The sequence below is a fragment of the Salinithrix halophila genome (assembly GCF_042650125.1).
Classification (GTDB): Bacteria; Bacillota; Bacilli; order Thermoactinomycetales; family DSM-45169; genus Salinithrix; species Salinithrix halophila.
On the sequence record NZ_JBHSAP010000018.1, the window covers coordinates 260,088 to 286,202 of the forward strand.

Annotated in this window: 27 protein-coding genes; 20 read left to right on the forward strand and 7 right to left on the reverse strand. The window is 51.2% G+C overall.

Annotated elements, in window-relative coordinates; translation table 11 throughout:
• Positions 1-39 precede the first annotated feature (39 nt).
• Positions 40-723, reverse strand: coding sequence for a DUF1295 domain-containing protein (locus ACFOUO_RS14235; RefSeq protein ID WP_380705812.1), 684 nt, complete (start codon positions 721-723; stop codon positions 40-42).
• Between the two features lie 15 nt (positions 724-738).
• On the reverse strand, positions 739-1,359 hold the full coding sequence (locus ACFOUO_RS14240; RefSeq protein WP_380705813.1) for a TetR/AcrR family transcriptional regulator: 621 nt from the start codon (positions 1,357-1,359) through the stop codon (positions 739-741).
• Between the two features lie 154 nt (positions 1,360-1,513).
• On the opposite strand from ACFOUO_RS14240, the gene ACFOUO_RS14245 reads away from it, so the two are divergent.
• From ACFOUO_RS14245 to cntE, 5 genes are all read left to right on the forward strand, one after another.
• Positions 1,514-2,134: a helix-turn-helix transcriptional regulator gene (locus ACFOUO_RS14245; protein WP_380705814.1), complete on the forward strand. Its 621-nt coding sequence runs from the start codon at positions 1,514-1,516 to the stop codon at positions 2,132-2,134.
• Positions 2,131-3,042 (forward strand): MFS transporter, encoded by a 912-nt coding sequence (locus tag ACFOUO_RS14250; protein WP_380705815.1) that lies wholly within the window; start codon positions 2,131-2,133, stop codon positions 3,040-3,042. The genes ACFOUO_RS14245 and ACFOUO_RS14250 overlap by 4 nt, the downstream gene beginning before the upstream one ends.
• A gap of 3 nt (positions 3,043-3,045) precedes the next feature.
• Entirely contained in the window at positions 3,046-3,405 is a 360-nt protein-coding gene (locus ACFOUO_RS14255) for a hypothetical protein (protein WP_380705816.1), read from the forward strand.
• Positions 3,406-3,662: 257 nt separating this feature from the next.
• Positions 3,663-4,751 carry a PLP-dependent cysteine synthase family protein gene (locus tag ACFOUO_RS14260; RefSeq protein ID WP_380705817.1) on the forward strand — a complete coding sequence of 363 codons (1,089 nt, stop codon included), beginning with the start codon at positions 3,663-3,665 and terminating at the stop codon, positions 4,749-4,751.
• Entirely contained in the window at positions 4,748-5,956 is a 1,209-nt protein-coding gene (gene cntE / locus ACFOUO_RS14265) for a staphylopine family metallophore export MFS transporter CntE (protein ID WP_380705818.1), read from the forward strand. Before ACFOUO_RS14260 ends, cntE begins: the two co-directional genes overlap by 4 nt.
• A gap of 175 nt (positions 5,957-6,131) precedes the next feature.
• Here cntE and ACFOUO_RS14270 read toward each other — a convergent pair whose 3' ends face one another.
• Entirely contained in the window at positions 6,132-6,479 is a 348-nt protein-coding gene (locus ACFOUO_RS14270; RefSeq protein WP_380705819.1) for a transcriptional regulator, read from the reverse strand.
• Between the two features lie 344 nt (positions 6,480-6,823).
• The gene (locus ACFOUO_RS14275) at positions 6,824-7,015 is read right to left on the reverse strand and encodes a DUF896 domain-containing protein (protein ID WP_380705820.1); all 192 of its coding nucleotides are present in this window, start codon (positions 7,013-7,015) and stop codon (positions 6,824-6,826) included.
• 67 nt (positions 7,016-7,082) lie between these two features.
• Between ACFOUO_RS14275 and ACFOUO_RS14280 the strand changes: the two genes are divergently transcribed.
• The 11 genes from ACFOUO_RS14280 to ACFOUO_RS14330 all read left to right on the forward strand — a co-directional run bounded on the left by ACFOUO_RS14280 (position 7,083) and on the right by ACFOUO_RS14330 (position 19,272).
• Positions 7,083-7,751 (forward strand): YneB family resolvase-like protein, encoded by a 669-nt coding sequence (locus tag ACFOUO_RS14280; RefSeq protein ID WP_380705821.1) that lies wholly within the window; start codon positions 7,083-7,085, stop codon positions 7,749-7,751.
• A gap of 13 nt (positions 7,752-7,764) precedes the next feature.
• Entirely contained in the window at positions 7,765-8,838 is a 1,074-nt protein-coding gene (locus ACFOUO_RS14285) for a M42 family metallopeptidase (protein WP_380705822.1), read from the forward strand.
• A 78-nt stretch (positions 8,839-8,916) separates the two neighbouring features.
• Positions 8,917-9,855, forward strand: coding sequence for a hypothetical protein (locus ACFOUO_RS14290; protein WP_380705823.1), 939 nt, complete (start codon positions 8,917-8,919; stop codon positions 9,853-9,855).
• Positions 9,856-9,866: 11 nt separating this feature from the next.
• Positions 9,867-10,490: a DUF4129 domain-containing protein gene (locus ACFOUO_RS14295; protein WP_380705824.1), complete on the forward strand. Its 624-nt coding sequence runs from the start codon at positions 9,867-9,869 to the stop codon at positions 10,488-10,490.
• Positions 10,487-11,701 carry a DUF4350 domain-containing protein gene (locus ACFOUO_RS14300; protein ID WP_380705825.1) on the forward strand — a complete coding sequence of 405 codons (1,215 nt, stop codon included), beginning with the start codon at positions 10,487-10,489 and terminating at the stop codon, positions 11,699-11,701. Before ACFOUO_RS14295 ends, ACFOUO_RS14300 begins: the two co-directional genes overlap by 4 nt.
• Positions 11,626-12,585, forward strand: a complete 960-nt coding sequence (locus ACFOUO_RS14305; protein WP_380705826.1) for an AAA family ATPase — start codon at positions 11,626-11,628, stop codon at positions 12,583-12,585. Before ACFOUO_RS14300 ends, ACFOUO_RS14305 begins: the two co-directional genes overlap by 76 nt.
• A complete protein-coding gene (locus tag ACFOUO_RS14310; protein ID WP_380705827.1) occupies positions 12,539-13,897 on the forward strand; it encodes a DUF58 domain-containing protein in 1,359 nt (452 codons plus the stop codon). Before ACFOUO_RS14305 ends, ACFOUO_RS14310 begins: the two co-directional genes overlap by 47 nt.
• 211 nt (positions 13,898-14,108) lie before the next feature.
• Positions 14,109-15,542: a PTS mannitol transporter subunit IICB gene (locus tag ACFOUO_RS14315; protein WP_380705828.1), complete on the forward strand. Its 1,434-nt coding sequence runs from the start codon at positions 14,109-14,111 to the stop codon at positions 15,540-15,542.
• A 30-nt stretch (positions 15,543-15,572) separates the two neighbouring features.
• Complete coding sequence (locus ACFOUO_RS14320) at positions 15,573-17,672, forward strand: BglG family transcription antiterminator (RefSeq protein ID WP_380705829.1); 2,100 nt, start codon at positions 15,573-15,575, stop codon at positions 17,670-17,672.
• Positions 17,669-18,106 (forward strand): PTS sugar transporter subunit IIA, encoded by a 438-nt coding sequence (locus tag ACFOUO_RS14325; protein ID WP_380705830.1) that lies wholly within the window; start codon positions 17,669-17,671, stop codon positions 18,104-18,106. The genes ACFOUO_RS14320 and ACFOUO_RS14325 overlap by 4 nt, the downstream gene beginning before the upstream one ends.
• Positions 18,107-18,108: 2 nt before the next feature.
• Complete coding sequence (locus tag ACFOUO_RS14330) at positions 18,109-19,272, forward strand: mannitol-1-phosphate 5-dehydrogenase (RefSeq protein ID WP_380705831.1); 1,164 nt, start codon at positions 18,109-18,111, stop codon at positions 19,270-19,272.
• A gap of 90 nt (positions 19,273-19,362) precedes the next feature.
• On the opposite strand, the gene ACFOUO_RS14335 is transcribed toward ACFOUO_RS14330, so the two are convergent.
• The 3 genes from ACFOUO_RS14335 to ACFOUO_RS14345 all read right to left on the reverse strand — a co-directional run bounded on the left by ACFOUO_RS14335 (position 19,363) and on the right by ACFOUO_RS14345 (position 21,858).
• On the reverse strand, positions 19,363-19,800 hold the full coding sequence (locus ACFOUO_RS14335; RefSeq protein ID WP_380705832.1) for a hypothetical protein: 438 nt from the start codon (positions 19,798-19,800) through the stop codon (positions 19,363-19,365).
• A 6-nt stretch (positions 19,801-19,806) separates the two neighbouring features.
• Positions 19,807-20,667: an MSCRAMM family protein gene (locus ACFOUO_RS14340; protein ID WP_380705833.1), complete on the reverse strand. Its 861-nt coding sequence runs from the start codon at positions 20,665-20,667 to the stop codon at positions 19,807-19,809.
• A 213-nt stretch (positions 20,668-20,880) separates the two neighbouring features.
• Positions 20,881-21,858, reverse strand: coding sequence for a stage II sporulation protein M (locus tag ACFOUO_RS14345; RefSeq protein WP_380705834.1), 978 nt, complete (start codon positions 21,856-21,858; stop codon positions 20,881-20,883).
• Between the two features lie 60 nt (positions 21,859-21,918).
• Between ACFOUO_RS14345 and ACFOUO_RS14350 the strand changes: the two genes are divergently transcribed.
• The 4 genes from ACFOUO_RS14350 (at position 21,919) to ACFOUO_RS14365 (ending at position 26,090) form a co-directional block, all read left to right on the forward strand.
• Positions 21,919-22,686 (forward strand): RDD family protein, encoded by a 768-nt coding sequence (locus tag ACFOUO_RS14350; protein ID WP_380705835.1) that lies wholly within the window; start codon positions 21,919-21,921, stop codon positions 22,684-22,686.
• Positions 22,687-22,968: 282 nt separating this feature from the next.
• Entirely contained in the window at positions 22,969-23,961 is a 993-nt protein-coding gene (locus tag ACFOUO_RS14355) for a zinc-binding dehydrogenase (RefSeq protein ID WP_380705836.1), read from the forward strand.
• A gap of 151 nt (positions 23,962-24,112) precedes the next feature.
• Positions 24,113-24,439 (forward strand): YnfA family protein, encoded by a 327-nt coding sequence (locus ACFOUO_RS14360; RefSeq protein WP_380705837.1) that lies wholly within the window; start codon positions 24,113-24,115, stop codon positions 24,437-24,439.
• Between the two features lie 952 nt (positions 24,440-25,391).
• A complete protein-coding gene (locus tag ACFOUO_RS14365) occupies positions 25,392-26,090 on the forward strand; it encodes a class I SAM-dependent methyltransferase (protein WP_380705838.1) in 699 nt (232 codons plus the stop codon).
• Positions 26,091-26,115 lie beyond the last annotated feature (25 nt).

Below are 26,115 nucleotides of genomic sequence, written 5' to 3' on the forward strand. Positions count from 1 at the left end.
CGGGACTGATTCGTCCCGCCGCTCCTATTTTTCGCGAATTTAATAAACAAAAGGAATAAACTTCTTGGTTTTCCGGGAGTAGTGATCAAACTGCTCGCCGTACCTATGGCTGAGATAACGATCCAGGGTGGGGATCAGATAAAAAGCAAACATGAGAAACATCATCGCCGGAATTGTCCAAGCCCAAAGGCTTCGAGTAATAAAGGCCAGACCCGCTGCCCATATCACATCCCCGAAATAGTTGATGTGCATGCTATATCGGAACAGCCCCCGAGTGAACAATTTCCCTTTGTTGCCCGCTCGTTTTTTAAACTGATGCCGTTGCCATTCCGATCCGGTGTTCAAATAAGATCCAAGGAAGAACAGGGCCAGCCCCAGCCATTCCGGAAAACCGACAGCTGCTGTCTGTGTTCCTCCTAGGATGTTGTAGGTCAGATGGATGATCCATAACCAGATCCCCACGATAAAGGCTTCGCTCCATGGGAATGCCCTCTTCAAAAAGATGAACCCCGTGATGTTCATCCGAAGGAAGATCACCAGAGAGCAAACAAACAGCATGGCATTTCTCGTCAGATCCCCTGAATGGAACTCCCATCCACTCCAAGCAGAAAGCTTTTCTGGCCCGTTTCCGAACAAGAACCATCCCACGATAACTAAAACCATCCCGTGAAACAGGGTCCAAACCGCTTTTGTTCCCGTCGACTGTGCATAACTCCCATGCATGGGGCGTTTCCCCTTTCATTCTCCCGTAGCGGGTGTTTTCTCGGAAAAGATAAATAATATTTGTCGTTCCAGACGGGCTTCCAGCTCTTCTTCTGTCATGACTTCTTCGTAGATAAAAGCCAGGAGTTGGAACGCTAGCACGCTGTAGAGGGTGATTGCTGCTTCCTTGGCAGAGAAATCCGTATCCAGTTTCTTTTGCGTTTGGAGTGTGGCGATTAGCTTCTCTGTCTGGTCAATAAACTGATAGTCCCATTGGAACAGACCCTTACGCAATTCTCTGTTTTCATCGACATTGTCTGCAAAGGCTTGCATCACCTCCCGCCAAAAGGCTTTGGGGTACAGCCGGAAGAAGTCCACCATGCTCCTGACCCAATCCTGTATGCATTGAACAGGGGAATCGTGGGCGCAAAAGGATGCCGGTTCCAACGCCAATTGGTCCGACTCTGCCGCAAAAAGATTGAGGAGCAAATCCGATTTAGAGGGGAAATAGTTGTAGATGGTTCCCACTCCCACTGCCGATTGTTTGGCGACCTCAGCCATGGTGGTTTTCGTGTAACCTTGTTCAAAAAACAGGCGTCCGGCGGTATTTAGAATGGCTGTCCGGTTGTACTGTTTTTTTTGCTCACGCAAGCTCATGAACATCCTCCTTCCTATCCGAAACATGAATGTGTTCAAAAATGAACCTATTCACATTTTAGCAAAAGGAGGCTTGTTTTTGCAAGCGAACCTTTTGACTAAACAAACGACATAGGATAATATATCGTTACGATATATTGGAAGGGTGATTTCAATGTCCGTAAAACATATTTTACTCGGCGTACTTAGTTGGGCGCCGAATTCGGGATACGGTATTAAATCGGAAGTGGAATATTACGGGAGGGAGTTAGGGTGGGGGCGTGTTAGTTTTGGGAGTATTTATCCGCAACTGAAGAAGCTTGAGCACCAAGGGTTCATCAAAACGGAGTCTGCTGAAGAAGATGGAAGGAAAACGAAAATTTACGAGTTAACAGCGAAAGGATGGCGGGAGCTATCCAATTGGCTTGAACAACCTCCCGTTTTTCCTGAAGTGAGAGATGAACTCCTGATGAAACTTAGTTTCTGGGATACAGGGAAACCCGAAGATCGGGAATTATTGATGGATCACCTGGAGTTACGACGGAAAGAAACAAAGCAAATGCTCCACCACTTTGAACAATGGTCTACCAATGGTTATTCTGCTATCAGTGAAATCGGTGGGCTAGAGATGGATTACTTGAAGGATCGCCTTCGATTCGATATGGAATGGTATGAACGAATGATTCGCCAGTTGGAACGACCCCCGACTTCACCCCGCCAGGATCCACGAGGCCTATTTAAGAAAGCCAGTCAACGAAAGAAACATGCTTTCTCCGAAAGTAAAGATATGACATGATATCTAAAGCGGAAGATACCACAAGTCGTTCCGTTTTTGCTCCACTTGGCATCCGTTCGTATCGCCGATTGTTCACAGCACAGTTGTTTTCTGATCTTGGGAATTGGTTTGACTTTATAGCGATCGAAGCTTTGATTGTTTACCATTGGGGCCTCGGAGCAGGGGCCTTAGCTGCATTTGCTATAACAACGGGCATTCCATGGATTTTAGTCGGCCCTTGGTTGGCTGTAGTCGTTGACCGATCATCTAAAAAAATCCTGATGATCATGTGCTGTCTATTGCGTATTCCATTTGTAATTGGTTTTATCTTTGTGCCAAACCTATACGTTTTACTTCCACTTGTTTTCTTCAAAGAAATCCTGGACGTTATTTTTGACCCGGCACGACAATCTTACATGAGGTTTGTTGTTCCCCGAGACCAACTGCAGGAAGCCAATATGTTAAGTCAATTCTCGATGAATGGTGCCAAAATTCTTGCACCAACACTTGGGGGGATAATAGTTGCGGCATTTGATCCGCAGATGGTGTTTATCCTGGAAGGAATCGGCTTTTTATTGGCATTCATCGCTTTACTCCAGTTGCCTAAGGAGAAGAGGAAAACAGAAAGAAATCAGGAAAGCGGACTTTTTTGGAATGATTTTGTAAATGGAATTCGTTATATTCAGTCTAATCGTATACTGGTATTCACGATTGGATCGATGACGTTTTCCATGTTTCTCATATGGTTTTTTGACAAGTTGATTGTTCTTTGGGCAAAAAAACTCGGAATGGGTATTGACGATTTTGGGACGCTCTTGAGTGTCATTGCTGTAGGAAGTATTCTAGGTACTTTCCTGGTCACGCCTCTTCGTCGACGTTTTGAGAATCCTTTAGCAATGATCGCTACTGTTGGGTTGGTAGGAGGCTGAGTGTTGTTGTTTATTGGTATAGGAGGGTGGAGGTGGTTTGTAGCCCCTTTTTTTGTCTGGATGTTTGTATGGTTTTTGGTAGGAGCAATTAGTCCCTTGTCTGCGGTTACTTACACAACCCTTATCCACTCAGAAACGCCACAGGAAATGACCGGACGGATTATAGCGGTTACCCATGGACTCCAAAATTCCGCCTTGTTGATTTCTCCTTTACTTGGCGTCATCATAGCGAAATGGATCGGTATCGGTGGTGTCTTTTTCTTGGCAGGGGTTTGTTTCATCTTATTCAGCGCTATGACTCCATGGCTTGTTAAAAGATACAAATTGGAACCAAAGAAATACGAAGGAGAACTAGCTTCGTAAAACAGGGTGATTGGTTAATAAGGAACCAAAATGGCTGACGGATCCCTTTTATGGAGGCGTCAGCCATTTTGTTGTTTTAAAACAAGTTTTCACACATCCGTCAAATGGAATATACCGCTAATTAATAAGATTTAATTACAATATACACGAGGTGTTCGTTGTTTTTTGTTATAACTAAACAACAAAGGAGGCGTGAAGGTTCGTTATTCGACTCGTCAATGGGTTTGTATACATAGAAAACAAGAGAGGTGGTTCGTGTGAAAACGCTTCTGGATACTGTGGGCCAGACGCCGTTGATCCGGCTTCAGAATTTGGTGGAAGATCAAGATAGTGAACTTTTGTTAAAGATGGAACGAACCAATCCGGGTGGAAGTATCAAAGACCGCCCGGCTCTCTACATTATCGAAGAAGCAGAGCGTCGGGGGTGGCTCAAACCAGGGGGGACGATCATTGAGTCTTCCAGCGGCAATTTTGGTATCACTTTGGCGATGATCGGGGCGGCCAAGGGGTACCGGGTGATTGTTCTCGTCGATCCCAAAACCACACCGGTCAATTTGGCCATGATGAAGGCGTTCGGAGCCGATGTACGGGTGGTAACAGAAAAAGATGACAGCGGTTCGTATCACAAGACACGGATCGCTTTAGCCAACCGACTGCATCGGGAAATTCCCGGATCATTCCGCCCGGATCAATGTTTCAACCCTCTCAACAGCGAAGCGCACTATCGGCAGACCGCCCAGGAATTGATGGAGCAGTGCCAGGGGAAGTTGGACGCTGTGATCCTGACGGTAAGCACGGGAGGACAACTCGGGGGATTTTCCCGCTACTTCAAAGAACATGCGCCCCATATCCGCGTGATTGCTGTCGATGCAGTCGGTTCCACTATCTTCGGAGGAAAAGCCCATTCGTATTTACTCCCTGGGATGGGGCTAAGCTGGACCCCGCCCAATATCGACGATTTAAGCCGCATTGATGAGATTTATAAAGTTCCGGATGAAGACGCATTTCTAATGTGTCGGTTACTGGCCCGGTACGAAGGGGTGTTGGGGGGAGGTTCTACGGGGGCGGGTTTGGTGGTCGCCTGGAAGTTGGTCCAAGAATGGGGGAGTGGAAAGCGAATCGCTTGTTTAGCGCCGGACAACGGGGAGCGGTACCTGCCTACCATCTACAATGATGTCTGGATGAAAGAGCGGGGTTTAAACGTAGAGATAGAGCCTATGGGCCTACGTCGTCGGGTGCGGGAGTTGGTTCCCCATAGCCGCTATCCAGTGGAGACTGCCAACTATCAGCCCGAGTTGGTTGAAATCCTGGATTGTCCAACCCGTTTCCATGAGGTGCGAAGATGACGAACCGGATGGAGCAGCGGGAAAATCCCTTTTCGTTCCCGGCTCTCCAAGTATACGCCGTGACCATCCTGTTTTACTCGGTGGTTTACATGGTGCTGATGATCCTTCCTTTCTACGCCCTAGCACATGGGGCGAATCAAACCGAGATTGGCTGGATTATGGGGGTCACCATGTTCACATCCATGCTGGCCCGTCCCTCGGCAGGGAAAATCATCGATCGTTGGGGGGCCCGGCGGGTCTTTGTCATCGCCTTGCTGATTTTTTCCGTCTCCTTATTGGGGTATTTCGTCCCTGACCTTTGGGTCTTTGGTATTGTTCGAGCCATTCAAGGGGTAGTGGCGGCTTTTTTTTCGACAGCCATGGAAATTATCACGATGGACTTACTTTCGGAACGCCTTCGAGGGCAAGGGTTGTCTCTTTATTCGCTGGCAACGATGTTACCGACGACCTTCGGCCCTGCTTTGACTCTCTACCTAAAAGATCTCTTCCCTATGGGATGGATCTTTGGATTGCTCTTTGTCATGGGAGCGCTAAACTTTGGTTTTTCTCTGCTTGTCGCGCGTAAAACCCAGGAAGATGGTCAGGCAACTCCTTCCCATTCATCGCCTTTAGGTGCTTGGAAGAGTCGGGTTCTGGTGGTTTCCAGTACGGTGATGCTGTTGGCCTCGGTAGCGAATGGAGCGATTTTTACCTTTCTCCCGTTATATTTAAAAGAGCAGGGATCCCCTTATGGAAGCATCTATTTTTTGGTGCAAACCGTTGTCCTTGTCCTGTGCCGTTTCTTTGGTCGGCATCTCATTCGATCCGACGGCAGGGCGCCGGGGGGATCTGCGATGCTATTAGCAGCGGTAGCGGGATTCGGTTCCTTGACGCTGGGGATGACCGTGTCGCCTCCCTTGCTCATGGTGTCCGCTGTTCTCAATGGGTTGGCTTTCTCGGTTCTTTACCCCACGTTGCTCACATTCATTTCCTTTCGGGTACCAGAGGGGGCCAGGGGGTTTCTCATCGGGTTGTTCATCGGGGCGGCGGACTTTGGATTTGCACTCGGGGCACTGGCCATGGGCCCCGTGGCGGATATTTTCTCCTACCCAGCCATGTTCCAGACCTGTTCCTTGCTTTGTTTCATCGCCGCTTTGTGTCCGTTGGCGTATCGATCAAAGCCGATGCAACGAGCTGAACCGAATCAAGGTACTTTAAAGGTGTGATGAAGGTAGGAAGTGCATGGGAATAAACACCCTTTTAGTAGAGAATGATAATCCGATGGTCTAGAAACCGTGACGTTAAGAGTAAATTCATCGGGTATCTCTGTGGAAAGGTTTCAACACACAAAACCCTCAGCTGCGACTGAGGGTTTTGTGTGTTGAATAGGAGCCTCCCATTTTAAACTGTGGAGGAACGTTTATCGTTGTGGGCGCCCTGTTGCTGGATGGCTCGATGGATGGACTCCAGTTGCCGCCAATGGCGCTCAACAGCCGCCCGACCGTCAGAGGTGATCCGGATCGTTGTTTGGGGGATCTTTTTGCGGACGAAGTGCTTATCGATGAAAACCAGGCCGGCCTTTTCCAACTTGGCCAAATGACTGGAAAGGTTGCCCTTGGTCAAACCCGTCAGGTCTTGGAGGAAGAGAAATTCCGCCAGGGTACAGGCAGAAAGTGCCGTCAGGACTGACAGGCGGGCTGGTTCATGGACCAATTTGTCCAACTGGGCAAGTTCTTTATAGGGCAACATTCAGAATCCCCTCCGGAATGGGAATATTCATTATCTATTATATCGGATAGACTCATTTCTAACAATAACCGGTTTGCGTTAAAAACTAATATTTATTTTTAAATCAAAAACCAACAATCATTGATAGCATACTTGAGAGAATCAAGGGGCTCTCGTATCCTTTAACCCAGGGATGGAGGTGGAACAATCCCCTGGCCGGGAGCAAGTTAGCTAAAGTAGGGTTTCGCTGGGAAGAACCTTAAAAAGCCCCTGCCAGCCTAGGGCTGGCAGGGGCAGAACGCCTCTCCTTTTGCGTGAAAAGCGGAATCAAAACTGATACACTGAAGGTATGCAAAGGTTTGGTTTCAGTTTTTAATCTGGCCGTTTTCATCAACGAAACGGACTCGGTCCAACTGATTTTTCACCGACCCGCGGATCGCTTTCAGGTAAGTCTCCCGAAGGCGGGCTTGTTCTTGTGTCTCCTCAGGGGTGAGGCCTTCCGCCTTCTTTTTTCGGGCTAGATGATTGATCCGCTGAATCATTTCATCCGTGATCATACCGCATCACTCCTCCACAGAACTATAGCGAAAAGGCATTCATTTGACAAGGGGAGGGAGGGACGAGATGAAAGGAATCGTGTATGCTCGGGTCAGTACGAAACGGGCGGAGCAGGAGACCAGCCTCGAACGCCAAGTAGCCGATTTACAAAGCTTGGCGGAAGAACAAGGGTGTGACGTGGTTGCGGTCATCACGGAACAACAGAGCGGTTTTGAGCTGAATCGGGAAGGGCTGTATCGCCTCTTAGACGCGATTCGTACCCATGATGCGGATACGGTACTGGTTCAAGACGACACCCGGCTCGGACGGGGAGAAGCCAAACTAGCGGTAATCCACCAGCTCCATCGTCTCGGCTGCAGGATTATGAGTAGGCAGACGGGGGGAGAGTTGGAACTGGAAGCGGGAGAGTCTACGATTCTCCATATCATGGCCAAGGTGGAGGAACTCCAGCGGAAATGGATGAGCCAGAAAATCTCCTGGGGTATGCAGCGTGCCATACGAGAAAAAGGCTACAATCCGGCCCTCAATCTGAAAAACCAGGGAAAGGGGGGGCGGGATAAAAAAGAGGTCCCAGTAGAGCAGATTGTGGCCCTCAAGGAAAAGAACCTGACTTTTGAGGAAATCGCGGCCACAATGCAAGGATTCGGATATGATGTTTCCCGGGCCACCGTTCACCGTCGGTACAGGGAGTGGGCCAAGGCCGGGGACGCAGAGACGGAGAAGACGGATACATAAGAAAGATGGTGTGATGGCTATGGTGAACTGGAAGCGGTTTGAAGAGCTGACCCAGCTCCCAGGTGTACCCGGGGCAGAAGGGGAGGTGCGGGAAGCTTTACGACAGCATTTGTCCGGGTTAACCGAGGAGACGGTGCAAGACCGCCTCGGCGGGTTGTTCGGGGTTCTGCGGGGGAAGGATTCCGGCCCCCGAGTCATGGTGGCAGGACATATGGATGAAGTCGGGTTTATGATCACCCGGATCACGGATCAAGGATTTCTTAAGTTTCAAACCTTGGGAGGATGGTGGAGCCAGGTCATGCTGGCTCAGCGGGTGCAAATTATCACCCGGGAAGGAAAGCGGATTCCGGGAGTGATCGGTTCGGTGCCTCCTCACCTTTTAAAGGAGGAGTCCCGGAAAAGGCCGGTTGATATTGCGGAGATGTTTATTGATATTGGGGCAGACAGCCGGGAGGAAGCCGAAAAGGTGGGAGTGAGACCCGGAGACCCTGCTGCTCCCTTTTTTCCTTTTGTTGAAATGGAAGGAGGGAAGCGTCTGTTGTCCAAGGCCTGGGACAACCGATTCGGCTGCGGGCTGGCCCTGGAGTTATTAGAGGCGTTAAAGGGAGACGCTCACCCCAATATTCTGTATTCCGGGGCGACGGTCCAGGAAGAAGTAGGACTTCGGGGGGCAAAGGTGGCTGCCAACCTGATCCAACCGGATGTTTTCTTCGCCGTTGACGCCGGTCCGGCTGGGGATACGCCAGGGATCAGAGATGGGTACGGAAAGTTGGGAGGAGGCGTGGTGATCCGCTTGTTTGACCGCTCGATGGTTCCTCTTCCGGGCATGCGGGAATTCCTCATTGAAACGGCGGAACAAGAGGGGATTCCCTATCAATTTTTCATTTCCCAGGGAGGAACCGATGCCGGTGCCGTTCACTTGACGGGAGAAGGAGTCCCTTCGGCGGCCTTGGGCATCTGTGCCCGTTATATCCACTCTCATGCCGCTGTGGTGGATAAGGAAGATATCGAGTCATCCCGGCGGTTTCTTGCCGCTGTCGTACGCCGATTAGATGCTTCCACACTGGAAGCTATTCGTAAAGGTTGAGATGAATGGGATCAGGATAGAAGCCCGGGCCAGCGGGACCCGGGCTTCTATCTCTTCCAAACCGGAGGGAGAATGTTGTTGAGCAATGAAAATCATGTAGGAAATCCCCTTCGACCGCGGGGGTTTTTCGAATTGTTAGACGGTGTATTTCGGATTTACCGATCCGACTGGACGGTTGTTTTATCCATCTTATTTCTTTTTCTGGGTGCTCCCTGGTTGTTTATTCAGTTCGCGCTCCTGCTGACGGGTTCCGCTGATCCGTTGGCGGCGGCATCCTCCTCACCGGATTGGTTTGAATTGTTGCTGTTGTTGCTTACAGGATTAATCTTTCTACTGAGCTCGGTAGCCCTTACTCCTCTGATGGAGGCCGGGGTGACGACAGCAACGGCTGAACGGATCCGAACCGGCCGAGGAATCTCCTTTCAAGACGCGTTGGCGGAAGTAGGTCGAAACGGTTGGAGGGTCATCCTCACTTGTCTCCTGCTGGGTTTATTAACAACGGCTGCACTATTCGTCCTCGGTCTTCTTCTGTTCGTGCCTGCTGTTCTCTTAGGCTCTATGCTGGAAGATTGGGGGGTATCGCTCGCCGTTGCGGCCATCTTATTTGTGATACTGGGAACAGGAGGCTATGTATTCATCTATACCCGTCTCCTGCTGGTAGTTCCGGTGGTTATGAAAGAGGGAGTTGGTTATTTTCAAGCTTTCCAACGCAGTTGGAAACTGACGGAGAGGTCCTTTTGGCGAACATTCGGGTTGATGCTCCCTGTTTTCCTCATCGGTGAGATATTCAGCACGGTTCCTTCGATGGTATTAGAGATGGCCTTCGCGCCGGATCTTTCGTCCTTTTCCGGATGGGGGAGCTTCCTCCTTGCGTTCCCGGCCACCTTTTTCACTTGTTTACCCATGGCTTTGCAACCGATCCTGGCTACCCTCCTCTATCATGATCGTCGGTCCCGTCGGGAAGGGATTGATTTGGTTTCCACCCTGGAATCCCTGCCCAAACGGGCGGTGCAGTAAGGAGGAGCCCCATGTCGATAGAATATGAAAAAGCCCGTCAGCAACTGACTGACATCTTGAATAGCCGAGAATTTACCGGTCAACGGTGGCTGGATATATGGCTTCATCGGATTGACAGCTGGATGAATGAAATAGTCCGTATCCTGGGTGGTGGGGTGGAACGCCTATTGGGTGTTGAAGTGGATACCCGAATCGGCTGGCTGTTGCCCCTTTTGTTAACAGGCATTTTGCTTTTTGTCCTTGGTTGGGTAGGACGGCGCCTCTACTGGGGACGCCGAATACCTGGCTTTGTCGCCGAGAGGGAGCCCGATGCGATGGAAACCGCCAGTTCTTGGTGGGATAAAGGGGAAGCTTTTGCCGCAGAGGGTGACTACAAGGAAGGAGTCCGTTGCTTATATCGCGCGGTGCTGGAGTACCTGGATGAACGGGGTGTCCTTTTGCGCGACGTCTTTAAGGCTAACCGAGATTACCGGGAGGAAGTAAGCCGCCGACGTCCCGATCTTCTCCCCTTGTTTGCAGGTATCACATTTCTGTTCGACCGAATCCGGTATGGGGCCAAAGAAACCGGAGAAGGAGACTACAGAGAGTTCCACAGCCTTTCGCAGAAGTTGGTAAAGGGGGGCGGAAATCAATGAGTCAAAGGATTGTACTATGGCTCGGACTGCTTCTGCTATTGATTGCGGGATTGTTCGCGGCTGCAACCGCTCTCGTTCCTGGCCCTCAGGAACCTTATACCAGTCGGAGTGCTTCTGCGGATGGATTAAAGGGGTTATATGAACTCATGAAAACCCGCGGAGCGCCAGTGGGACGCTGGGATCTCGGATGGAAGGAGTTTCCGTCAGGAAAGGGCCAGGTGTTGCTCATGACGGAACCAGGCCAGTTTCTGGTCCCAGAAAAAAACAAAAAGAGGTTGACCCGCTGGATTCGGAAGGGGAATACATTAGCGCTCTTCACTAGTCCAGGCCATCCTTTGGCGGAGGAGTTCGGTTTTTCTTCCCGTCCGGGTAACGGCAAAGAACAGGTCGTAGCCATGGAATCCGTCTCCGTTCCATGGCTCAAAGAAGTGAGAGTTCTTTCCTTTCCGGAAAATAACCGCTTAGAAGAGGGAGCGGGGAAAGGGGCCTGGTCAGACCGGGAAGGGAGCCCGCGCATGGGGCGGAGCAACCTTGGAAAAGGAACCATCTACTATGTACCGGAACCTGGGTTTTTCACCAATGACCATATCCGCAAAGGGGATAACCTGGGCCTGGCCCTTCACCTCGCCTCTCTGGCTGGTGACCGCCTCTGGTTTGGAGATGGATTTCGGAAACCAATTGTGTCCGGAGGCAAAAAGCCCGATTCGTTGACCGAACTGATCGCACCAGAGGGCTGGTTGTTACTTCTGTTGGGAGGTGCCTGGTTCTTGATATGGCTGTACAGCCGAGGAAAACGATTCGCGGCTCCACGGTGGGAAACGGCAGCGGAAACCGGTCGCTTTGATGAATATGTACAGGCCATGGCTTCTCTCTACCAAGGAGCCGCTTTAGGTAGAGACGCGCTTCTGTTGCAATGGAAAGGGTTGCTCCGGGAAGCTGCCCGGAATCTGGGCCTATCTGTTTCCTCCTCCCCGGAAACGATAGCCAGCCAATTAAGCCGCTTCCTCGGCGAAGAGAGTGCCTCCCGCTTCACCTTGTTGGCAAACCGAATGGATCAGTTACCCAAGCGGGTAAAAGGAGAGGAGCTGATCCGTGTCAGTCAGGAGATACAACAAATACGAAAGGAGATCAGTGAATGGAAATCCAAACCATCGATACGGAAAGGATTGCCCAACGCTCGGAAGAAGTCATTCGGCGACTTTCGGAGGTGATGGAGGGGCAAGGCGACCATTTAAGGCTTTTGTGGATCGCTATGCTGACAGGCGGACATGTCCTCCTGGAGGGAGTTCCCGGCTTGGGGAAGACCATGATGGTGCGTTCCCTGGGAGCAGCCGTGGATGCCAGCTTCTCCCGGGTGCAGTTTACCCCGGATCTGATGCCTTCAGATGTGACGGGTACCAAAATCTTCGATGTTCAGAGCGGGCGTTTCAGTTTTAAACGAGGGCCTTTATTCACTCATCTTTTATTGGCGGATGAAATCAACCGTACACCGCCTAAAACCCAGGCTGCGCTGCTGGAAGCGATGGAAGAGGGGCAGGTGACGGTAGACGGGGAATCGATGACGCTGCCGGATCCTTTTTTTGTCGTCGCTACCCAAAACCCGATCGAGTATGAAGGAACGTATCCCCTGCCGGAAGCCCAACTGGACCGGTTCACCATGAAGCTGGTCATTGGTTACCCAGAAGAGGACAAAGAGATCGCGATTTTGAAGGGGCACCGCCTCACTCAAAGAAGGGATTCGATTCTTTCCCCCTTGATCGTTCCTGAGGAACTCATGGACTTCCGCCGCCGCATCGAGGCAATCCACGCCGATGATTCCGTCATTCGCTATATTACTTCCATTGTTCGGGCAACACGGGAACACCCCCAGATCATGTTGGGAGCCAGTCCTCGGGCGGGGATCAGCCTGCTCGCTCTTTCTCGAGCCTGGGCTGCGCTTGAAGGGCGGGAGTTCGTCACTCCGGATGATGTGAAAGGGGTAGTGGTGCCTGTATTGCGCCACAGATTGGTATTAAACCCTGATGCGGAACTGGAGGGGATGGGTACCGATGACCTCGTCGGGGAAATCATCCGTTCGGTCTCCGTCCCGCGGTAGTACATGGTTGCCCACCACTCGGCTACTGGGATGGTTTGCCACCGGACTCGCTGTCACTGCTCTGGGTTGGGGTTTGGGATATACGATTCTTTTCACTTCAACCTACTACCTACTGTTGACGGCGGTGGTCCTGCGTGAAGGGCGGAAGCTCTACCATTGCCAACCACTTATCCTCACCCGGAGAAGTGATGTATTCTTTGAGCTGGGGGAGGATGTACCCGTGGAGTTGTCCGCAGCCCATCCTGGCGGGATTCCCTTGACCCTTACGTTAAGAGACGATTACCCCAACGGGTTTACCACTGACCGGCGTGAAATGAGATTGAAACTGCCTCCCAATGGAGTCGCGGCAGTCACCTACCGGGCACGTCCCCACCAGCGAGGGTGCCATCGATTTGGAGACATCCATGTTCGGATCGGCGGCCCCCTTGGGCTCGTCCTCCTCCAGCAGGTTATTCATGCAGCGGAGGAGAAACAGGTCTATCCACTGCTCACAGAAGTTCGTAAAGTGCGGAGCGGCGTCTACCGAAAATTGGCGGCTGAAGGCTCTCATAGCAGCAAAGGCTGGGGGAGGAGCACAGCGTTCTCTCACATCCGGGAGTACGTCCCAGGGGATGATCCCCGGTGGATCAATTGGAACGCCACGGCTCGCCGTGGAAAGCTGGTAGCCAATGTCTACCAGCCGGAACATGGGCAACAGGCGGTCATCCTGATTGATTGCGGACGGGTCATGGGTGTGAGAGACGGAGAAAAAACCCGTCTGGATCGGGCGATTGAGGGAGCCCTCGCCTTCGCCGCTATGGCTCTTGAGCGGGGGGACCAAGTCAGTTTGCTCGCTTTCTCCGATCGTATCAAACGTTGGGTTCCACCCGGAAAAGGCACCCGGCAGCTGAAGCGCCTTATCGAAGCGGTTTACGATTTGGAAGCGGACTTTGTAGAATCCGCCTACCAAATGGCGATGGAAACCTTAGTACTTCACCATAAACGCCGAGCATTGGTTTCCCTATTCACTGATGCGGGTAATCTGATCTTTGCCGAGGAACTGATTCGGCAACTCGCTGTACTAAGGCGACGTCACCTCGTTCTGACCGTGACGATTCAGGATCCTCTCTCGAAGAAAGAAGCGGGCCGCTTCCCTGAAGACGAACCCGATGTTTACCGGAAAGCGGTAGCGGAAGTGATCAGTGAAGAGCGAACCGAGCGATTAACCCAACTCAAGCGGCGGGGGGTGGTCGTGCTGGATGTTCCTCCAGGTCAGCTGGCGGGCTCCGTGATTCACACCTATATCGATATTAAGAATCGAAGCTTGTTGTGAAAGCCGGGGACTATAGTCCCCGGCTTTTTCTACTTCCTCGACGGCGGTTACCTCAGATATGGAAGCGAAGGTTCGAAGCCATACTAACCGATAAGTGTCCATTCATCAACCATGTCAACAATGTGCTTGACAAAAGTGCGCTTTCCTTTCATTGAGAACGGGGTGAAACCGCTTTATTCTAAAGATAAGCGGTATTCAAGGAGGGATGGACATGTCAAGCAATCAAGGGAACTTGGGCGGAAACGGCACCCAACCGTGGCGGATGAACATTCAGCGGATGGGAAGCTACCTCAGCGGGATGATTATGCCCAACATTGGCGCTTTCATCGCATGGGGATTGATTACGGCACTCTTTATTCCGACTGGCTGGCTCCCCAATGAAAAACTGGCCCAACTGGTCGAACCGATGATTATTTATCTGCTTCCGCTTTTAATCGGTTTTACCGGCGGAAACATGGTATATGGTGCACGGGGTGGGGTGGTAGGTGCAACAGCCACGATCGGGGTAATTGTGGGTTCTGACATCCCCATGTTCCTCGGAGCCATGATCATGGGTCCCCTCGGTGGTTGGGCGATTTATCGAACAGACCGTTTCTTCGAAGGGAAGATTCGTTCTGGTTTTGAGATGCTTGTCAACAACTTCTCTGCCGGGATCGTTGCCGGTTTGCTTACAGTAGGGGCCTATCTGGCGATCGGACCCATGGTCCTCGGGTTAAACAAAGCGTTGGCTGCCGGCGTGGAAGCCATTATCGGCATGGGATTGCTCCCCTTGGCCAATCTGTTTATCGAACCGGCCAAAGTCCTCTTTTTAAACAACGCAATCAACCACGGCATTCTCAGCCCAATCGGGGTGGATCAAGCCGCACGGACCGGACAATCGATCCTGTTCCTATTGGAATCTAATCCGGGTCCGGGACTTGGCATCTTACTAGCCTATTGGCTGTTCGGCAAAGGGATAGCGAAACAATCGGCTCCCGGAGCAGTCGTCATTCAGTTCCTCGGCGGTATTCATGAAATCTATTTTCCTTATATCCTCATGAAGCCGATTCTCCTTTTGGCTGCCATTGCCGGGGGCATCAGTGGGGTATTTACTTTTACTCTCTTCGGTGCTGGTTTGGTGGCCGTTCCCTCCCCAGGAAGCATCTTCGCCCTGATGGCGATGACCCCGCGAGGCGGGTATATCGGAGTTCTTGCCGGAGTGGTAGTGGCCGCAGTTGTTTCCTTCTTAATCGCTTCATTGCTCCTTAAACGTAGCGCGCCGGGAGAAGAAGATATAGAGGCAGCGGCACGCAACATGGAAGAGATGAAAGGAAAGAAAAGCGCGGCTCGTTCGATCTTGACTGCCGACACGCCTGTTTCGAAAGTGAAAAAAATCGTGTTTGCTTGTGACGCTGGGATGGGCTCCAGTGCCATGGGGGCCTCGATTTTGAAAAATAAAGTGCAAAAAACCGGCTTGGATATCGAAGTGACGAATACGGCGGTCAGCAAACTGCCCGAGGATGCTGATATCGTATTTACCCATAAAAATCTGACGGATCGAGCCAAAGTCAAGAGACCCGGCGCCCAACACATCTCCGTGGATAATTTCCTATCCAGCCCTGAGTATGACGCCCTGATGGATCGGTTGACGAAAAACCAAGAGTGAAAAAACGAACCGAAGAAGCAGGTGGACTCCATGTATTTCACAGCCAGGGAACGAAACCTTCTCCGATTGTTGATCAGCCAAGAACGATCCCACACGGTTAAAGAATTGGCTGAGGAACTCGGAGTCAGCGAGCGCACAATCCATCGGGATCTTTCTGTTATGGAGAAGACGCTGGACGGATTCGGGATTTCCCTGCGCAAACAAGCAGGAGTTGGTGTCTCCTTGGAGGCGGACCCCACCGGGATGGAATCGCTACGTGCTGCTCTTACAAGGACGGCGGAGACAGACTTTACCCCGGAAGAACGGAGGACCTATCTTCTCTGTACATTGCTGGAGACTTCAGAACCCGTTAAGCTAACGGTTCTGGCCCGGGACCTTGGGGTGGCTCCAGCCACGGTTCGCCAGGATCTCGAACGGGTGGAAGATTGGCTTCAGCCGTTTGACCTGGTTTTGCTTAAAAAAAGAGGATGGGGCATTCAGGTGATCGGGGGGGAGAACAACCGTCGGGCAGCCATGAGGAGTCTGCTTGCTGATCATGTTGATGAAGCGACGATTCTTGAGCTTTTAAAACAATCTCTCGGTCGGAAAGCTCCGGAGCCTTCGGGGATTGTCATGGAACGTTTATTGGGACTGGTGGAAGGAGAGCGCTTGATTCAGGTGGAGGAAGCAATACAAGCGGAGATCGGGAGATTGCCGTATACTCTTGCAGACAGCGCTTATATTGGTTTGGTGGTTCATGTTGCTTTAGCGCTGGAGCGGATTGAAAAGGGAGAAACACTCCGGTTTGACCCTGACATGCTGCAAAGCCTGCAACAAGGACCGGAACAGGAAGTAGCGAAAAAAATCGCTGCCCGCTTGACTGCCGCTTCCGGTAAGGAAGTACCAGAGTCAGAGATCGCCAATATCGTGTTGCACCTTCGGGGAGCGAAGCGAGGGGATGACCGGGGATTCTGGTTTGAGGACGGTTCCGGGACCCCTGTGGAAGGAACAAGAGAATTGATCCAACGGATCAGGGAGGAGACGGACGCTCCCCTTGAACAGGACCCTTCTCTGCTCCGGGGGCTGCTTGCCCACCTGGAACGGGCGGTTTATCGGCTGAAAGAAAACCTGCCGATTCATAATCCACTGCTTGAGCGAATCGAAGCCGATTATCCGGAGCTGTTTGAAATCGTGGGAAAAGCCATGGCGAAGACCTTTCCTCAGTATGAAATCCCCAGAGAAGAGATCGGTTATCTGGTAATGCATTTTGGAGCTGCGTTGGAACGAAGAAGGCGGGGGCGTCCCTTGCATGCATTGGCGATTTGCGCCAGCGGGATTGGTACTTCCAAACTGTTGGCTAGTCGGCTGCAAACGGAATTTCCGGAGATCGTTCGGGTGGATACGGCTTCTTGGGGGGGAGCCCAGCAGACGGACCTGCATAAATACGATTTAATCGTATCCACTCTCTCAGTAGAAATGGATGAAATCGATTATATTCGTGTCAATCCCTATTTGTCCGAAGGAGACGCTGCCCGTATTCGATCCTACTTAAACGAACGGCGGCGGGTAGGAACGATGCCACCGGAGAGGACGAGGGAAGAAGTCAGCGAACCCCGGATTCTTGAATCCATGAAAGCGATTCGGAAGACTGCGGAAATCGCCTTGATGCTTGTAGAAGGATACTCCCTCTCTCCTCTCCAGGAACAGTCGTTGACCGATGTGTTGCAGAAAGCCTGTAGACGTTTGGAAGCAAAAGGGGTTCTTCAAGATGCAGCGGCAGTGGCCGGAAAGTTAGAGGAGCGGGAACAGCTAGGGGGATTGGGGATTCCCGGAACCGGAATGGCACTTTTTCATGGGCGATCGAAAAAGGTGGAGAAGCCTTCCTTTACGATGTATGATCTGGAACAGCCATTGAAAGTGGAAGGGATGGATGGAAATCGGATGGAGATGACGCGCCTTCTCCTGCTGCTGGCTCCGGAAAAGGAAGAGGCAGCCGAACAGGAATTGCTGAGCCGGATCAGCGCTCTTACGATCGAAGCACCGGCACTTTTCCAATCTGGAGGAGAAGGGGACATCCGAGCGTTCCTGGCGGAGCAATTAAATCGGACCCTACATGAAAAACTGGATCAACAAAGGAGCGTAGAATCATGAGCGGATCGATCCTGAGTGAAGAAACGGTACTACTGGGAGTGGAGGCGAAAAACAAGGAAGAAGCGATTCGCCTCGCAGGCGGGCTGCTCGTTGATAACCAATGTGTGGCACCCTCGTATGTGGGAAACATGCTGGAACGGGAACGAACACTTAGTACCTATATCGGCAATCATGTGGCCATTCCACACGGGACGGAAGAAGGAAAAAAAGATATCCATCGATCAGGGATCTCTATCGTCCAATTGCCGGAAGGCGTCGACTTTGGCAGCGGCCATACCGCCCATATTGTTATTGGCATTGCAGGTAAAGACAGCGAACACATGGACATTTTGTCCAGGATTGCCCTGGTTGTCTCCGAACAAGATAACGTCGCCCGGATGGTGAAAGCCACTTCCGCAGAGGAACTTCTCTCCCTATTTCACGAGGGGGCGTAAAGATGCGCGCGATTCATTTTGGTGCAGGAAATATCGGTCGTGGATTTATCGGTGAACGGCTGGCCCGATCGGAATATGACGTCTGTTTTGTCGACGTTCAAGCCCCGCTGGTTCAACAATTGCGGGAGCGGAGGCGTTATGCCGTCCAGCTGCTGGGGGAAGAAGTCGAAACGCTCTGGGTGACAGGAGTAACCGCGTTGAACAGTCGGACCGAATCGGATCGGGTCGTGAAAGCGATCGCCGAGGCGGATCTGGTTACCACCGCAGTGGGCCCATCCGTGTTGCGAGCGATTGCTCCCCTGTTAGCAAAGGGAATCCGTCTGCGATTGCAGATGGAAGAGCATTCTCCTCTCAACGTAGTTGCCTGTGAAAATATGTTGGGAGCATCCAGCCTCCTGAAAAATGAAGCGGCTACCCATCTGTCGCATCACGAACGGGAGAGGATGGAAGGGACCATCGGATTTCCCGATGCGGCCGTTGATCGAATCGTCCCGGTGCAAACCGGGGCAGATCTACTCAGCGTCTGTGTCGAGCCATTCTATGAATGGGTGATCGACCGGAACGGAGTCAAGGGAGACATCCCTCCGATTGATGGTGTTACGTATGTGGACAGCCTGCCCCCTTATATTGAACGGAAACTCTACACTGTCAATACCGGTCATGCTGTCTGTGCCTATGTAGGACAGCTGATGGGGTGCAAAACCGTGCAGGAGGCGATCGCCCATCCACGGGTGGAAGCCGTTGTCGCCGGGGCTTTGAAAGAGACCGGGGCATTGCTTGTCGCCAAGCATGGATTTGACATACAAACCCATCAGAATTACATCGCCAAAATTCTGGAGCGCTTTACAAACCCCCACCTTCTGGATCCGGTATCACGGGTAGGTCGATCCCCTATACGCAAACTGGGGAGGACGGACCGCCTGGTTGGTCCCGCTCTCCAAATGATCGACCATAACCTTCAGCCGGATCATTTGGCTGCCGGGATCGCCGCTGTTTTCTTTTTTCATGAAGAGAAGGACTCGGAGGTGGTAGAATTGCATCAACTTTTCTCCAGGGAAGGTCTCTCCAAGACATTGCGTACGGTTGCAGGCATTCCGGTAGACTCTCGTCTGATTCCACTGATTTCTCAGCGATATCGGGAGTGGGAGGAAGAAGTGAAGACTTGACCGGATCGATCAACGGATCTGAAAATGCCGGGTACGGGTATCGATCCCGTGCCTGGCCTTTTACGCGGGAGCAGTTGTTAAATCCCTCTTTCATAGGGAGGGGTTCAGGATCCGCGTGTTATAAACCCAGGGCGTGATGTCCGGCCCCCTAACGGATAGGTTGTATCGGATCACCTGAATCATTTTCGGTCGCATGGGAAACACCAGGCGCAAGCGTCTTCGGATGGTGTGGGTATGGATCTTTAAGGTGATAAACGCATTCAGGACCATATTTTTTCTAGAAGGAACTCGCTGCAAGTCGATGTCTATATCTTGGGGAGACAGGGGACAGGGAAGGTTTTGGGCGGGGAGGATCATCCGAAATTTCCTTTTTAAAATTTGCGCGTTGATCTTGATGACAAACCAAGCGTTCAAGGCGATCCGTTTCTTCGGCTTTTTCTCCAGATCCAGATGAATGGATACTTCTTCCTTTGGGGGTAAGTCAAAAGGGGGGCTGCTGCCGAGGAAATAGGTGTCTCGGATGGTCATTTTCGCTTAAACCTCTACTTGGACGGTTGCTTTAACCCGATAGGTCCCGGCGGGTAAATCTCCAAACATATACAGACCTCCCGCATTGGTTTTGGAGACGTCGATGATGGTCTCTGTCCCGCCGGAAATGGAGTACAGGGCCACGATAGCGTTGGGAATCGGCTGATTGGTAGTGTTATCTGTAACAGTGCCGCTGATCGTCCCTGTATTGGCATCCGGGTCGGCGTTCAAGAGAATATTGATTGGGGCGAAATCTCTGTCGGAGACAGTAATGGATGCGCTTTGGTTGGATAGGAATCCGGGTTTAACGGCGGTGATGAAGTAGTTACCGTTATTCATGTTGGCAAATAAATACTGACCATCAGCGTTTGTCGATACAATGCCTACTAACTGGGGCGTGCCGCCCACTACTTGGAAAAGCTCCACGGTAGCGTCTTCAATGGGTTGATTGGTTACACTGTTTCTTACAATGCCGAAGATGCTATTTTTGGTAGCGTCGGGGTCCGGTTGCATCGTGATCGCGACGGATGTCGTTCGGTTTTTGATGACGCTGACAGCGATTCGAGTGGGGGTTAAAAGTCCTGGTTCCGAAGCCGTAATAAAGTAGGAGCCGACAGGAACCCGGGGGAAAATGAATTGTCCGGAAGGGTTGCTGTTGGTATGTTCAAAGGGTTGTTCATTGGAATCGAACAATTGAACCGTCGCTTCATTCACAGGGGTTCCGTCAGGCCGGCGTACGGTACCGGAGATATTCCCCGTATCGGCGGTCGGAGCGGCTTGCAAGCTCAGATTTTGGGTTCTTTCCTCCCGTCCCGTAATTGTGGTCGGGGGACTGGGCAGCAGGGTATATCGGTCTGTAATCGCCATGGGTTTTCCTCCTTTAACAAGCTGCAATAGTATATGAATCTGCCAGCGGAGGAGTATGGTTGGGTATCGGTAGGTATTGACGGAATTCTTCAACATAAAGCCCAGTTAACCCGCACAGGCGGGGCACTGGGCTTGCTGAATTCATGGCACGCTTTCTGCTGGGGGGCTTATTCCCATTGTCGGGTTGGTTGTCATTTGGTAAGCTTTGATTGTTCAGGCACTCTTTTCCCCGCGGCTCAAAGAAGGGAAGAGCGGTTTCCCAAAATAGAGAAACAGTCCCCCTAAGGTGATAAGGGCAACAAGGTATTTACTCCAAAGAGGCCACGGGGCGGGTGTGATGAAGGCTTCGATCAGAGCCGCCATTACAAACATCGGCACGACCCCCAAAATCAGCTTGACGGTTACTTTTCCCTCTCGCTTGAAGGACTCAAGCCGGGATAGATCTCCCGGCACAAGCCAGGAACCCGCCAGGGATAATCCGGCGGCACCGGCGATAAAGATCGCCGTCAATTCGATCACTCCATGGGGCCAGATATAAGCCCAAAAAGCGTACGCTTCTCCCGCTCGGTGGTACAGGGCGGCCAGGGAACCCAAGAGCAATCCGTTGGAAAAGAGGACCCAACCTGTGCCCACACCCATAAGGGCCCCGAGGGCAAAACAGAGAAAAGCAACCTGAATATTATTAGCCATCAGTTGGCCGGAAACGATGGCATGATCCCATTGGCTTTCCCCGATACTCCCGGGATCTACCTGCTCCGCCATACCGGCGGGCAAAAAAGCGTGAGCATTGTTTTCGTTCACCCAAGTAGCGGTAAAAGCGAAGAACATTCCTGCAAGAAAGAGAAAGAGGGCCGCCAGAAAGAAAAGAACCCGTTCATGAAAAAGGGCGGGGAACTCCCGAAGGAAAAATCGGATTCCCTTTTTCCCGTCGGTCTTCGGTACACTTCCATATACCCGTTGATGTGCCTGGGCGACCAGAGCATTCAGGTGGCGGGTGGCCGGTTGGTCAGGGAAATATGTACGGGCGTAAGCCAAGTGGGCGGAAGCCTGACGGTAGGCTTTCCCCAGCCGATCAAGGGTTGCTCGGTCTGCGGCTCTGTCGACAGTGTTGATCAGAGTCTTTAGCTCTTCCCACAGCGGCTGATTTTTTTGGACAAAACGGCTCATTCGTTGGGCGGATTGAACGGACATCCCTGGATGTTCACCTCCACCGCCATTTTACCATGTAGAAAGAGAGAAAGGAGTGATCCGATGGAAAACCGTGTTGCGGTCACCACCCCGGAATATGTCCACCTGGAATTTGAAACAGCAGGGATCGGTTCTCGGGCGGTGTCTATTTTGATCGACTGGTTGATTATGGGGGTTACCTTGTTACTCCTCATTGTTCCGGCTATCTTTTTTACAGGCTTCTCCGAGCTGGCCGGTTCTCCTTTTTGGACATCCGTTGTTCAAGGAGTGTTTATCGTCTTTTTGGTCTTCTTTCCTTTGTGTTATTATACCTTGACCGAAACCTTCCTCTCTGGGCAGACCCTCGGAAAAAAAGTGACGGGGTTACGAGTGGTAACGGATCGAGGGACGGCTCCCGGCTTTTCAGCTGTTTTTTTGCGCAACTTGCTTCGCGTAGCCGATTCTTTGCCTTTTCTCTATCTCATCGGAATATCGATGGTATTTTTCCACCCTCGTGAAAAACGGGTGGGTGATTGGGTAGCCGGAACGATCGTGGTGCGGAAGGAAGGGCGCTTACTCCCTGAGGGTGGGCTTATCCAACCGGTAGAGGAATCGGGCGGTCTCTTAGAGGTAGATCTCCCCTCGCGGGAGTTCGCTTCTGTCACCGAAGAGGAGAAGATGCTTCTGGCATCGTTCCTTTCCCGGCGCCACGAACTCTTTCCTGAAGAACGAGAGGACCTGGCCCGTCGTCTCATTACTACCCTGTTGCCGGAGACAACGGTTGATCCTGGGCAAGAAGAGACCTTTTTGGAAGCTGCCTATATCCAGATGAGCCAGAAAAGCGCGATTTGATGCGTGTTGATCCCGCCCAGCGGCGGGTTTTTGCTTTCCAACCTTCCGTTCCGGGAACATCGGCAAAAGGATGCTTTTAAAAAAATCGGCGGCGGAGAGCTCTTGATTGAATTAGGCTATGAAAAGGACCTGGATATGGTATGTGATCAAGACGCAACTTCACCCGATAGCAGAGCCTTTCTCACGGTTTAAGCGAGAGGATCTGGAACGGATTTTCCAGGTTTTGAATCCTTGTCCACGTGGAAGGGTTGTAGAGGATGTAAAGTCGGGAGGGGATTGGACATGCAAGCCATGGTACATCAAGGAACAAAAGGATTAGAAGGTCTGAAAGTTATGGAAATGGGGGAGAGGGAGCCGAGCAAAGGTGAAGTGAAAGTCGCCCTCAAAAACGCCGGCTTGAACCACCGGGATCTCCGTGTCTTGTTTTGGGATCGTTCCTCAGAGGAACCGACGATTCTCGGCTCCGACGGGGCCGGGATTGTCGAGGCTGTCGGTGAAGGGGTGACCGGGCTCCGAAGCGGAGAGGAAGTGATCATCAATCCGAGTTTGGGCTGGCCGCAAAAAAGCGAGGCGCCTCCGGAAGGGTTTGAGATTCTTGGGGTCCCTACATCAGGCACTTTTGCTCGCAGCATTGTTGTGCCAGCGGAAAATGTGGAGCCGAAACCAGCTTACCTGAGCTGGGAAGAGGCAGGGGTGCTCCCCCTGGCTGCATTGACGGGTTACCGGGCGGTATTTACCCGGGGGCAACTGAAAGATGGGGAGCATGTTCTAATCCCTGGAATCGGAAGCGGGGTCGCCACCTTTATGATGCTCATGGCCAAAGCAGCCGGAGCCCGGGTGACTGTCACCTCCCGAAGTGAAAAGAAACGGCAGCGTGCCCTGGATTTAGGGGCTGATGCAGCTATCGACAGTAACGGGAATTGGGGCGAACAGATGGATGGGGAAAAAGTGGATTTAGTGATCGATAGCGTGGGGCCGGCTACTTTCCAGCAAGCGCTTGATCGCCTCAAACCAGGAGGACGGATCGTTAACTTCGGCGAAACCAGTGGCCCCAAGGTGGAGATCCCATTGCGCCCCTTCTTTATCGGGCAATTTCATTTTCTCGGTACAACAATGGGGAGTGGGGAGGAGTTTAAAGAGATGCTCCGATTTGTGGAAGCCCATCAGATCCGTCCCGCCCTTGATCGTGTTTACCCCTTGGCCGAAGCATGGGATGCATTCCACCGGATGAACGAAGGGAAGCAGTTTGGAAAAATCGGTCTGAAGATTGATTGATTGGATCATCCTGGAAAAACGGATGAAGGGGCATTCGGGCCTCTATTGCCTCCGGATATGTAAGAGTTATAGAAACCGGGGGGTGTCTACAAAGGTTGGCTAACCGGTCTAAAGTGACCGGTTCAATTTTTTGAAGGGGAGTAACAAGATTATGATCCAAGCCGCTTTTTTATTTTTTATTGCCGGGTTAGCGGAAATCGGGGGAGGCTATTTAATCTGGCTTTGGCTACGAGAGGGAAAACCCTCTTATTGGGGATTGGCTGGCGGTCTGGCTTTGGCCTTATATGGAGTCATTGCCACTTTTCAAACCTTTCCTTCCTTCGGTCGGGTTTATGCTGCTTATGGCGGGGTATTCATCGTGATGTCCGTCGTATGGGGATGGGGAATTGATAAGAAAACGCCAGATTTTTATGACTGGATTGGAGCAGGAATTTGCTTGATAGGAGTATCCGTCATGCTATGGGGCCCCCGAAACTAGGGGATGAACCTTTTTCGACCTGCCGATTACTTGCTCTCTCCATATTACACAATGGGGGAGGGGCAGAGAACGCCAAAAACCACAAGAAATAGGATAAGTACCTAGTAAAAGCAAGAAAGGATTTATATAGGAAACATCCTAACAAATATGTTAAAAGGAATTTATGATGAATTTAAATAAAAAAAGGAATTGTGCGTTTATACAGGGAATAATCCTGCATTTTGTCAACTGATGCCCCATAATAACCAAAAATTAGGCCTCCAAAAATGCGGTTTATTGCTATGGAATGATACCTTGCAATACCTTTCATCGTATCGGCGGATTTTTTTCTCACGATATCTCAAAACATAAGTTATCTTTTTTTATTGAGAAAATGAATAAGGATGATTGGATGTTTTGCCCCTCTGCAAGTGATGAAGCATATTAACGTTACAAAAGAATGATTTTGTGAGGTTATAGGTAGAGAAAACCACGAAAAAGACGCCCTGTACACGAATCTCCTGCTGCCGCACCCCTATCAACTGAGGCCAAGCTGCTCTATTTAAAATGATTGTATATACCCACGGAGGGCCAGCGATTGATGACGAATAGCATCCAATCCATCGACTATAATCAAGGCCTCAGACGCATTACGGCGTGAGATTGCTGTCATGTGCATCGAGTTTGGCCGGATGTGTGTCCCATGCCGGAGGAGACGATTCCATCCGCTCACGATACAGGACTCCATGCGCACTCCTTCTATTCCTTCACGGACGGACGATTGGTCAATTATACAGGTATAGCGAACAAAACCATTCTCGCCCCGTCGATCTCGTCGGGGACTTAATTTTAGGTGGTAAAGTAGCTGGTTTGGTTAAGCGATTGACTCAAAATCAGATGGCAATGGCCGCCACAGATTCTTTCTATCAAACATACAGTATAACCATGGAAGTCAGATAGGAGGAAAGTCTGGATGAACCGATTTTGGGGAAAGGTCATTAAACCGATCTTTTTGAAAGAACAGCCCAAAGTAATCGTGGAAATTGGCGCTTTCAGAGGGGAAAATACTGTAAAGATCCTGCGATATTGCCGCAGGAATCATGCCAAGCTACATGTCATCGATCCGCTGCCTCAATTTAACGTTAGACAGATGAAACGCTGTGGGAAACAGCATTTTACCCTGATAAGGGCTTTGAGTCTAAAAGCGTTACCCCGAATTCCGAATCCTGATGTCCTCCTGATTGATGGCGATCACAACTGGTATACCGTTTATCACGAGTTGAAATGTGTAGAACGGTCCGCCAAAAAAACCGGCAAGTTCCCTATCGTGATGCTGCACGATACCGAATGGCCTTACGGAAGACGGGATTCGTACTACCTACCGGAAACCATCCCCCCTCCATATCGAAAACCCTATGCAAAAAAGGGTATCGTACTGGGGAAATCCAGGTTAGTAAACACGGGAGGTCTTAATTATCAATTCAACAACGCGTTATATGAAAACGGCGAAAAAAATGGGGTATTAACGGCTATCGAAGACTTCCTGAAAGAGACTTCCTTCCCGATCACCTTCCATCGGGTGGCGTCTCATAATGGATTGGGAATCCTGGTCCATAAAGATGAGCTAAAAGACAGATGGATTCAGGAAGTATTGAAGAAATCTCGCCTATAGAAAACGCCCGACGGATAGTCCGTCG

Coding starts and splice junctions, on each gene's coding strand:
- ACFOUO_RS14235 (WP_380705812.1), bottom strand. CDS start 723: ATGCATGGGAGTTATGCACAGTCGACGGGAACAAAAGCGGTTTGGACC.
- ACFOUO_RS14240 (WP_380705813.1), bottom strand. CDS start 1,359: ATGAGCTTGCGTGAGCAAAAAAAACAGTACAACCGGACAGCCATTCTA.
- ACFOUO_RS14245 (WP_380705814.1), top strand. CDS start 1,514: ATGTCCGTAAAACATATTTTACTCGGCGTACTTAGTTGGGCGCCGAAT.
- ACFOUO_RS14250 (WP_380705815.1), top strand. CDS start 2,131: ATGATATCTAAAGCGGAAGATACCACAAGTCGTTCCGTTTTTGCTCCA.
- cntE (WP_380705818.1), top strand. CDS start 4,748: ATGACGAACCGGATGGAGCAGCGGGAAAATCCCTTTTCGTTCCCGGCT.
- ACFOUO_RS14270 (WP_380705819.1), bottom strand. CDS start 6,479: ATGTTGCCCTATAAAGAACTTGCCCAGTTGGACAAATTGGTCCATGAA.
- ACFOUO_RS14275 (WP_380705820.1), bottom strand. CDS start 7,015: ATGATCACGGATGAAATGATTCAGCGGATCAATCATCTAGCCCGAAAA.
- ACFOUO_RS14280 (WP_380705821.1), top strand. CDS start 7,083: ATGAAAGGAATCGTGTATGCTCGGGTCAGTACGAAACGGGCGGAGCAG.
- ACFOUO_RS14285 (WP_380705822.1), top strand. CDS start 7,765: ATGGCTATGGTGAACTGGAAGCGGTTTGAAGAGCTGACCCAGCTCCCA.
- ACFOUO_RS14295 (WP_380705824.1), top strand. CDS start 9,867: ATGTCGATAGAATATGAAAAAGCCCGTCAGCAACTGACTGACATCTTG.
- ACFOUO_RS14300 (WP_380705825.1), top strand. CDS start 10,487: ATGAGTCAAAGGATTGTACTATGGCTCGGACTGCTTCTGCTATTGATT.
- ACFOUO_RS14305 (WP_380705826.1), top strand. CDS start 11,626: ATGGAAATCCAAACCATCGATACGGAAAGGATTGCCCAACGCTCGGAA.
- ACFOUO_RS14310 (WP_380705827.1), top strand. CDS start 12,539: ATGACCTCGTCGGGGAAATCATCCGTTCGGTCTCCGTCCCGCGGTAGT.
- ACFOUO_RS14315 (WP_380705828.1), top strand. CDS start 14,109: ATGTCAAGCAATCAAGGGAACTTGGGCGGAAACGGCACCCAACCGTGG.
- ACFOUO_RS14320 (WP_380705829.1), top strand. CDS start 15,573: ATGTATTTCACAGCCAGGGAACGAAACCTTCTCCGATTGTTGATCAGC.
- ACFOUO_RS14325 (WP_380705830.1), top strand. CDS start 17,669: ATGAGCGGATCGATCCTGAGTGAAGAAACGGTACTACTGGGAGTGGAG.
- ACFOUO_RS14330 (WP_380705831.1), top strand. CDS start 18,109: ATGCGCGCGATTCATTTTGGTGCAGGAAATATCGGTCGTGGATTTATC.
- ACFOUO_RS14335 (WP_380705832.1), bottom strand. CDS start 19,800: ATGACCATCCGAGACACCTATTTCCTCGGCAGCAGCCCCCCTTTTGAC.
- ACFOUO_RS14340 (WP_380705833.1), bottom strand. CDS start 20,667: ATGGCGATTACAGACCGATATACCCTGCTGCCCAGTCCCCCGACCACA.
- ACFOUO_RS14345 (WP_380705834.1), bottom strand. CDS start 21,858: ATGTCCGTTCAATCCGCCCAACGAATGAGCCGTTTTGTCCAAAAAAAT.
- ACFOUO_RS14350 (WP_380705835.1), top strand. CDS start 21,919: ATGGAAAACCGTGTTGCGGTCACCACCCCGGAATATGTCCACCTGGAA.
- ACFOUO_RS14355 (WP_380705836.1), top strand. CDS start 22,969: ATGCAAGCCATGGTACATCAAGGAACAAAAGGATTAGAAGGTCTGAAA.
- ACFOUO_RS14360 (WP_380705837.1), top strand. CDS start 24,113: ATGATCCAAGCCGCTTTTTTATTTTTTATTGCCGGGTTAGCGGAAATC.
- ACFOUO_RS14365 (WP_380705838.1), top strand. CDS start 25,392: ATGAACCGATTTTGGGGAAAGGTCATTAAACCGATCTTTTTGAAAGAA.